The sequence below is a fragment of the uncultured Campylobacter sp. genome (genome assembly GCF_938018035.1).
Classification (GTDB): domain Bacteria; phylum Campylobacterota; class Campylobacteria; order Campylobacterales; family Campylobacteraceae; genus Campylobacter_B.
Genome location: NZ_CALIJF010000329.1, coordinates 1 through 8,619, shown reverse-complemented (window position 1 = coordinate 8,619; position 8,619 = coordinate 1). Strand labels below are relative to the sequence as shown.

Here is an 8,619-nt window from a genome sequence, read left to right as displayed (position 1 = left end):
ATATCAGCAAAGAGCTTATCAAATATCTCATCAAGCGTATCGAAATTTTGGAAGATTGCATCTGCAGCGGCAGAAAAGATATCTCCGCAATGGATGAGGATCTAAACAAATTCTACGAAGAGTATCTGAAATCATTAAAATAAGAGGGTTAAAGTGAAAAAAGCTCTATTTTTTACAATTTTTGCTATTTTATCGGCAAGCGGCAGCGATGCTAATAGCGCGAAAAATTCCGCGGACGACGCCAGAATAAGCCTAGTAAAAAGTCTATACATCAAGGATACCTATTTCGGCGATCACAAAAATGCCCTATCGGCTTCTTTCAGATCCGTGCTTATGCAAGATGAAGCATCTGCCGGCGAAGGTGAGGTAGGCTGCTTGGACTACGATCCGGTAATCGGCGGTCAAGATGTCTGCGACGACGCGAAATATGATTTTGAGCTAGGGCAGCGCGATACCGTCGTAGTAACTCAGACCTGCCCCTACGGCGCGCAGACGATAATCTACAAACTCGTCCGTAGCGGAGGCGATTATAAAATCGACGATATCTACAACCAAGACCCAAGTAGCGGCAGGGCTTTTAGCGTCAAAAATCAAATTTTAAATTGTCTAAACCAATCCAAGGAGCATCAATGAAATTAACACTTTCAAGTCGCGTAAGCAAGCTCGGCGAAAGCCTAACGATCGCAATCAGCACCAAAGCCAAGCAGATGAAAGCTCAGGGGCAAGACGTCGTGATCCTAAGTGCGGGCGAGCCTGATTTCGATACCGCAGAAGTCGCTAAAAAAGCGGTCATAGAGGCTATGGCTAAGGGCTGTGGAAAATATACGCCGGTTGCCGGCACGCCCGAAATTTTAAATTTAATCGCGCAGAAGCTAAAGCGCGACAACGACCTAGATTACAGGCCTGATCAGATCATCACCAACGTAGGCGCCAAACACTCGCTATTTAACGCCTTTAACTGCATCTTAAACGAAGGCGATGAGGTTATAATACCGGCGCCTTATTGGGTCACCTACCCAGACATCGTAAAATTTTGCGGCAGCAAGCCCGTCATCGTAGCCACCAAGGCGGAAAACCGATACAAAATCACCGCCTCACAGCTCAAAGCCGCGATCACGCCGCGCACGAAGGCGCTGTGCCTTTTCAACCCGAGCAACCCCGCAGGCGCCGTATATTCGCGCCAGGAGCTGCAAGAGCTTGCGGAAGTGCTAAAGGGCACGGATATTTTAGTAATTGCCGATGAAATTTACGAAAAAATCGTCTTCGGCAAGAGCTTCATAGCCGCAGCAAGCATCAGTGAGGATATGTTCGGGCGCACCGTGACGATTAACGGGCTAAGCAAATGCGGCGCGATGCCCGGCTGGCGCTTCGGCTACACCGCTTGTGCGATCGATGAGCTAAATAAGGCGATGATAAACTTACAAAGTCAAAGCGTCAGCAACGTAGCAAGCATCGTCCAGGCAGGCGCTATGCCGGTACTGCGCGGCGAGGCGGACGATTATATCGAGGAGATGAGGCGCGAATACGAGCACAGGCGCGATTTTGGCACGGACGCGATAGGCGCGATCCCAGGGCTTAGTGTTGTAAAACCTGACGGCGCATTTTATTTCTTCATAGATTGCTCTCAGGTAGAACCTGATAGTATGAAATTCTGCATGCAACTGCTAGATAAAGGGCTCGTAGCCACGGTGCCAGGAAGCGGATTTGGCATGGATGGGCACTTCCGCATAAGCTTTGCATGCTCTATGGAAAATCTAAAACGCGGCTTTGAGCGCATAGAAAAATTCGTAAAAAATTACCACAGATAGGCATGCCAGCGAAATTTTGATCTAAATTTTAACGCAGCTCGCCGCAGTAATGGATTTTGAGACAAATTTGACTCGACGATACGGCGAATTTTGTGCAAATTTTGCGCGGCGCGACGACGAAATTTTGACCGTAAATTTAGTGCGCACGACGGCAAAATTTAAAACAAATCTAGTGCGGTGCAACTCGGCGGCAAAATTTGATGTAGATCCTGTCGGGCGTAGCACGGCGCGGCGGTAGAATTTTAACATAATCCCGCGCGGCGCGGCGGTAGAGCTTAACGCTGATATTACGCGATGCGGCTCCGCATGATACGGCTTAGCGACGGAATTTATCGACCGCCGGGCGCGGTTAAATTTTGTGCCGCCCGACACGGCTTGGAATTTTCAGAATTTAATGCGGCGGCTCGGTGCGGTTAAATTTCGCGCTGTTTTAATTTAAGAGCATTTAAAATTTCATGCCGTTTTATTTAGGAGCGTTAGAATTTCATATCGCCGCATTACGGCGCCTGCCGCGCGAAATTTTATCTCAGCGGCGATATTTCTAGCGCGGATACGGTTCGGCGCGGCGCGCAAGCAGATCCGACCGCCAAAGCCTAAATCCGCTTAAATTTAAAATTCCAAGCCCGCTCGGGTTAAATTTCAAACCTAGAGCCCGTTTAAGGCGAGTGCAGGGCGAGCATAAATACGCGCGCCGTCTAAACGGCGCATAGACGAGACGATCCGCCTCGTCCTATCGCGCCGGCGGACTTAGATAATTTCAAATGCGGCGGGCGATCCTGCTGCGATGCACTGCGACATGCTTTTGCAAATCTCGCGCTGAAATACTAATTTGCGACTTGTACTTCGGCAGCATGCCGCGACAAGTTTTTGCGAACGGCTCGTTTGTGGCGGAGTAGCAGGGGCGGCACGGATCAAATATACCGCGGTTGCGCACGAGCGAAATTAATCCGTTTATCTTATCCGTTCGTTTCCCGCGGACGCTTGCATGCGCTCTGCATTTATACGCGGCGCGATGCCGCATCCACGACGCAAAAAATGAAGCGGTCCGTGCGCGCGACGCAAAATACAGAGGCGCAAGATACAACAACGCAGGAAGCGACCGAGCGGTGCACGAAACGAGCCGCAAAGCGAAAGCGCCCTTAAATTTGCACTCTCGCAGGCCTTCAAAAATCGGCTTTTTTAAAATCTCCCCTACGCGCAGATCGCAAAATCAGCCTTTAAAATTTTTTCGCCTGCTCAAATTTTAAAATCGGCTCTTTAAAATTTTCCTCTGTGCGAACTCTCGGAATTTCTCCTTTTTTTGAAATTTTAACGCACATTTAACTAAAAAATTCAATAATTTCAAATGTATATTTTACTTTTTAAAGGAGAACATATGAGAAAAACCACCCTTGTTTTAGCGCTTCCGCTATTTTTTACGCCCGTTTTAGGCTTCGATGTAGCCAAACTCAACGCCAAAAAAGCCGTGCCGTATGAGCAAAAGACGCAGGAGTTTAGGCTGCCCGTAGGCATCGATGAAAACGGCGTCATAGACGAAGCGAAGCTTGGCAACTCGCCTTATGCAAAGACCGTCATCTACGGCGCGAAGCTCATCAACGAGACGACGAGGTATCTCGGACCGCAAGCAAAGGACGAAAAAATGCGCTTTGCGGGCAACAACCTCTCCTGTTCGAGCTGTCATACGAGCGGCGGCGTCGTGCCCGATCAAAGCCCGTTCGTGGGTATCTACGCGAGATTTCCGCAGTATGTCGCGAGATCGGATCAGCTAGTCACGCTGCAAGACCGCATAAACGGATGTTTTCAGCGCTCGATGGCAGGCAAGGCGATACCTACGAACTCCAAAGAGATGCGCGCGATGATCGCCTACATGCACTGGCTCTCCGCAGGATATGAGGTCGGCGCAAAGCTAAAAGGCCAGGGGCTACCGAAGGCGCAGTTTTTAGACCGCGCGGCGGATCCTAAAAAAGGACGCGAAATTTACGCCGCAAAATGCGCCGCCTGCCACGGCGAAAACGGCGAAGGGGTAAAAAACGAGGGGTTTGCTCAAAGCGGCGATTACTACACATTCCCCGCGCTTTGGGGCGATGACAGCTACAATACGGGCGCCGGTATGTATAGGCTCATCGAAGGGGCTAGGTATGTCAAAGCCACTATGCCTAAAGGAGACGCCTCGCTAAGCTGGGAGGAAGCTTTCGACGTGACGGCGTATATAAACTCAAAACCGCGCAAGATTAAACCCGATAGGAAGAAAGATTTCCCCGATCTAGACGTCAAGCAGATGGATATGGACGTGGGGCCCTACAACGACGGATTTGACGAGAACGACCACCGCTTCGGCCCGTATAAGCGCATGATCAAAAAATAAAATCAAACGCCGTCCTTGCGGCGGCGGAATTTTAACATAAATTTAATACGGCTCGGTTGTAGAATTTAGAACAGATCTAACGCTATGGATGCGGATTTCAAAGCAAATTTACGATGTGCGGTATAACTTGAAATTTACTGTAAATTTGCGCTATGTAATATGGCTCAGCGTGAGATTAAAATACAAATTTTGTGCATATTATTTCCCGCGCGCCCTACTCGCCGCTTTTGCCCGCTTTTATCATCTTTATAAATTCCTTTGCGAGCTTGGAGGGCTTTTTATACACGACCGAAAACGACACGTCCAAAAGCGGCTCATCCGCGACGTCAAAGAGCGTGATGTAGTCCTTTTGCGTCTCAAAAATGTACCGCGCGAAGCTGAAGCTGACGCAAAGCCCAGCCGCGACCATCGCGTTAGCCACGTACAGATAGGAGGTGTCGCAGAAAATTTGAGGCGTAAAGCCGGCGTTTTCAAAGATCTTTTTAAAGTTCGATTCACTTTTTAAAATTTTACTGCTAATTGCAAATTTATCGGATTTGAACTCGCTAAGTGCGATTTTAGGATATCTTTCGGTAGAATTTATGCTCGCTCGCGAAACAGCAGGATGCGAGGAGCAGACGCTTAGAAGCAGCCTGCGCTTTTTTATAAACTCGCACTCAAGCCCCTCCGCGAAAAGCTCGCCGAAGTGCGCGGCATAGACGATATCAAGCTCGCCGCTTTTTAGCATCTCGATGAGCGCGGGCTCGGAGTGAGCGTGCACGACCCTGATGTCGGCTTTAGAAAACCTACTGTAAAACATCGCGATGATCTTTTCGATAAATTTAAAGCTGGTCGAGGTTGCGCCGATTACGAGCTTGCCCGTCTTGATCGACGAAAGCCCGCGGATTTCGTTATTTAGCTCCTTATTGAGCCTAAGCATATTTTTCGCTCTAGCGATGTAAATTTCGCCCGCGTATGTAAGCTCAGGGCCGTTTTTTCTATCGAAAATTTCGATCCCGAGCTCCTTTTCTAAAAGCATAATGCTCTTTGAAAGCGACGGCTGCGCGATTCCAAGCTCGCTCGCCGCTTTTGTAAAGCTTTTAAGCTCCGAAATTTTTACCGCAAATTCCATATGTCGCAGGCTCATTTTTTGCCCCTTCGGTTGAAATTTTATAGCCTTTAGCTATTAAATTATATACCAAATAACATTTGACTTACATAAAGATTTAATATAAAATTACGACATTAATCTTTAAGATTAAAAAATCTCTAAGTAAAGGGGCAAAATATGCAGAGACGCGACATACTGAAAATGGGTATGGTAGGAGCCGGCGCACTTGCGCTTGGCGCTGTAAATGCGCAAGCAAGCGCAGTGGACGCAAAGGACGTCAAATTTGACGAGGAGTGGGATGTAATCATCATCGGTAGCGGGTTTGCAGGACTTGCGGCGGGCTTAAAAGCGGCGCAAAAAGGCAATAAAGTGCTAATCCTCGAAAAGATGGGCCGTATCGGCGGAAACTCCGTCATCAACGGCGGCGGTATGAGCGTGCCGATGAACCCCGTGCAGGAAAAAACTGGCATCAAAGACAGCAAAGAGCTATTTATGAACGACTGTCTAAAAGCAGGACTTGGCATCAATCACCCCGAGCTTTTAAGCACCCTAGCCGATCGCGGTTTGGACGCATTTAAATTCCTCGTAGATAACGGCGTGCAGTTTAAAATGGATCACTGCGCGCACTTCGGCGGACACAGCGTCGCGCGCTCGATGCTAACTACAAATGATAGCGGCTCTGGCTACATCCAGCCGATGCTTGAAAAATTTGAAGCGCTAAAAGATAAGGGCTGCGAGCTTCGCCGCCGCGCAAAATTTGATGATTTCGTAATGGACGGTGATCGCGTGGCGGGCGTCGTGATCCGCGAGGAGTATAAATTTGATCCAAATCTTTACAGCGACGATCTTGAAAACACCAGCGGTACAAAAAAGACGCTCAAAGCCAAAAAAGGCGTAGTACTCGCAGCGGGCGGATTTTGCCGCGATAAAATTTTCCGCAAGCTTCAAGATCCGCGCATTCCAGATGACGTCGATAGCACAAATCACGCTGGAGCTACCGCGGGCGCGCTGCTAAAAGCCTTTGAGATCGGCGCGTATCCGGTACAGGTAGATTGGATCCAGTTCGGTCCGTGGGCGAGCCCCGATGAGAAGGGCTTCGGCACCGCTCCGATCCTAACTCAGCAAGGCACCTTTAAATACGGTATCGCCGTGGACGTTCGCACGGGCAAACGCTTTATGAACGAGCTTGCAGATCGCAAGACTAGAGCGGACGCAGAGTTTAAAATTTTACGTGAGGATCCAAAAGCCTATCCGATAACATTCGCTGACACCAAAATGGCGTTTAAAGACCTAAGCGAAGAGGTGATTTCCAAGGGCATGGCAAGCGGTAAGCTAGTGGGCGAATGCGCGAGCCTAGATGAGATCGCCAGCAAATACGGCGTGCCTGCGGATGCTTTAAAGCAGAGCGTTAAAAAATACAACGAAGGCGTTAAAGCCAAAAAAGATGAGTTCGGCAAACAAGAAAGTGCGCTTAGCGAGATCAACGAAGCGGGACCTTTCTACGTCATCCGCCTCTCGCCGAAGCCTCACCACACTATGGGCGGCCTAAAAATCAACACCAAAGCCGAGGTCATCTCAAGCAAGACGAATAAACCGATCCCGGGCCTCTGGGCTGCAGGCGAGATCACCGGCGGTACTCACGGCGCTAGCCGCTTAGGCACCGTCGCGATCACCGACTGTATAGTTTTCGGAATGATCGCAGGCGAGCAGATCGCTTAGCTAGGCCCGAGCGCAAGCTCTTTAAAGCTTTGCCGGTAGCGAAAGCAAGCCGGCAAGGCAGTTTTCTAAAAGGTTGTAAATGAAAAATTTCAGTTTTACGGCGCTTTTTCTGTGCTGTATCATCGCGACTTTGTTCGGCGCGCCGAGTGCTAACGACGCCAACGCCACGAACATAGTCGTTTCAGATGAGCTTCGGGCAAAATACAAAATCAAACCTCATCACGAGCATTTGTCGTTTGACTGCGTCGATTGCCACATAAATCAAGGAAGCGATCCGTCTAAATTTAAAAGCATCGGCGACAAGGGCTGTATCAGCTGCCACGGCGACAAAAAGCAGCTCGCTTTGAGGCTTAAATTTATGGATACTCTTAAGGCTAATCCGCATAACTCCGTCCACGACGGTCCTACGCTATACTGCGACGAATGCCACAACGAGCACAAGGCATCTACGAATATGTGTACCGAATGCCACGAGCACGAAGTGCCGCAATGGATGGGGGTGACACCATGAGAATTTCTAAAAAATTACTAGCGCTTATCATCTTAATAAGCGGTATTATAGGGTTTTTCGTCGTCGTGCCGGTGCACTATGCGCTTGAGAAAACTAGCACCGATAAATTCTGCGACGTCTGCCACGAGATGGATCCGATGGTGATCGCCTATCAAGACGACGTCCACTCGGGCAAGGGCAAAACGGGCATCAAAGCCCAATGCGTCGACTGCCACCTACCGCACGACAATATCGTAAAATACGTCTATCAAAAGGCCAAAAACGGCGTGCTGGAGGGCTACTCGCACTTCTTTGACGAGCCTGAAAAATTTGACTGGAACAAAAGGCGCGAAAACCGCGAGCACTATGTGTTTGACAACGGCTGCACGAGCTGCCACGCCACCGTGATCGACAGCAAAATCACCTCCGAGCAGGCGCAGCGCATGCACGCGCACTACAAAAAGCTCCTAGGCACCGAGCGCGAGCTTAAATGCGCGAGCTGCCACGTAAGTGCGGGTCACGGCATCGGGCTTCGCAACTACCTAGAGTACTGGCGACCGACGTATAAAATTTACGAAAAGAAGATGATGGAGGAGAAGATCAAAGCAAAGAAGAAATTCTTCGGCGACGAGTATAAACCGAGCGCCGAAGAGCAGGCCTTTATGGACGCTTCTAGCGCGAAGAAATAACGCCGTTTGAAATCCTAGAATTTCTAAATTTCAAAATTCCGCCGAGGTTTAGCTGAGACCTTGACGGGATTTTTGAAATTTTGGCGAGGTTTTTGTGAAATTTTTATTAAATTTTATCGACTTTTAGATTTAAAATTTACCCGAATTCTCGATTTAAAATTTCATCTATCAGACTATATTGAACCAACTGCCCGCAACTTAAGTTTATGCACTTCTTACTCGTCAGCTCGTAAACGAAAAGTATCGACAAAAAACCTTTACAATTGCATCTCTATGAGCCTTGCTATAGTGCGAACTTAAAAATTTCATACTCACGATACATTCATGAGTGCATAAGGCTAGCATAAATTATCGAGGGTATAATCGAATTAAAATTTTAGGAGGAAGCGATGGCGTTTGAAAACGCAATCATCACCAAAGAGAATGATGAGAAGTATGGATTGAGTGCGCTATATGGT

7 protein-coding genes are annotated in these 8,619 nt (G+C 48.6%); 6 read left to right on the top strand and 1 reads right to left on the bottom strand.

Annotated features, from left to right (window positions below; translation table 11 throughout):
• Window positions 1–153: 153 nt before the first annotated feature.
• The 3 genes from Q0257_RS09825 (at window position 154) to Q0257_RS09815 (ending at window position 4,173) form a co-directional block, all read left to right on the top strand.
• A complete protein-coding gene (locus Q0257_RS09825; protein ID WP_298024482.1) occupies window positions 154–633 on the top strand; it encodes a hypothetical protein in 480 nt (159 codons plus the stop codon).
• A complete protein-coding gene (locus tag Q0257_RS09820; RefSeq protein WP_298024480.1) occupies window positions 630–1,808 on the top strand; it encodes a pyridoxal phosphate-dependent aminotransferase in 1,179 nt (392 codons plus the stop codon). Before Q0257_RS09825 ends, Q0257_RS09820 begins: the two co-directional genes overlap by 4 nt.
• 1,375 nt (window positions 1,809–3,183) lie before the next feature.
• Entirely contained in the window at window positions 3,184–4,173 is a 990-nt protein-coding gene (locus tag Q0257_RS09815; RefSeq protein WP_298024478.1) for a c-type cytochrome, read from the top strand.
• Window positions 4,174–4,387: 214 nt separating this feature from the next.
• Here the strand turns inward: Q0257_RS09815 and Q0257_RS09810 are convergent, their stop codons facing one another.
• Entirely contained in the window at window positions 4,388–5,299 is a 912-nt protein-coding gene (locus Q0257_RS09810) for a LysR family transcriptional regulator (protein ID WP_298024476.1), read from the bottom strand.
• A 141-nt stretch (window positions 5,300–5,440) separates the two neighbouring features.
• On the opposite strand from Q0257_RS09810, the gene Q0257_RS09805 reads away from it, so the two are divergent.
• From Q0257_RS09805 to Q0257_RS09795, 3 genes are all read left to right on the top strand, one after another.
• Entirely contained in the window at window positions 5,441–6,982 is a 1,542-nt protein-coding gene (locus tag Q0257_RS09805) for a flavocytochrome c (protein WP_298024474.1), read from the top strand.
• A gap of 79 nt (window positions 6,983–7,061) precedes the next feature.
• Complete coding sequence (locus tag Q0257_RS09800; RefSeq protein WP_005870314.1) at window positions 7,062–7,493, top strand: cytochrome c3 family protein; 432 nt, start codon at window positions 7,062–7,064, stop codon at window positions 7,491–7,493.
• Window positions 7,490–8,161, top strand: coding sequence for a NapC/NirT family cytochrome c (locus Q0257_RS09795; RefSeq protein ID WP_298024484.1), 672 nt, complete (start codon window positions 7,490–7,492; stop codon window positions 8,159–8,161). Before Q0257_RS09800 ends, Q0257_RS09795 begins: the two co-directional genes overlap by 4 nt.
• Window positions 8,162–8,619: the final 458 nt, after the last annotated feature.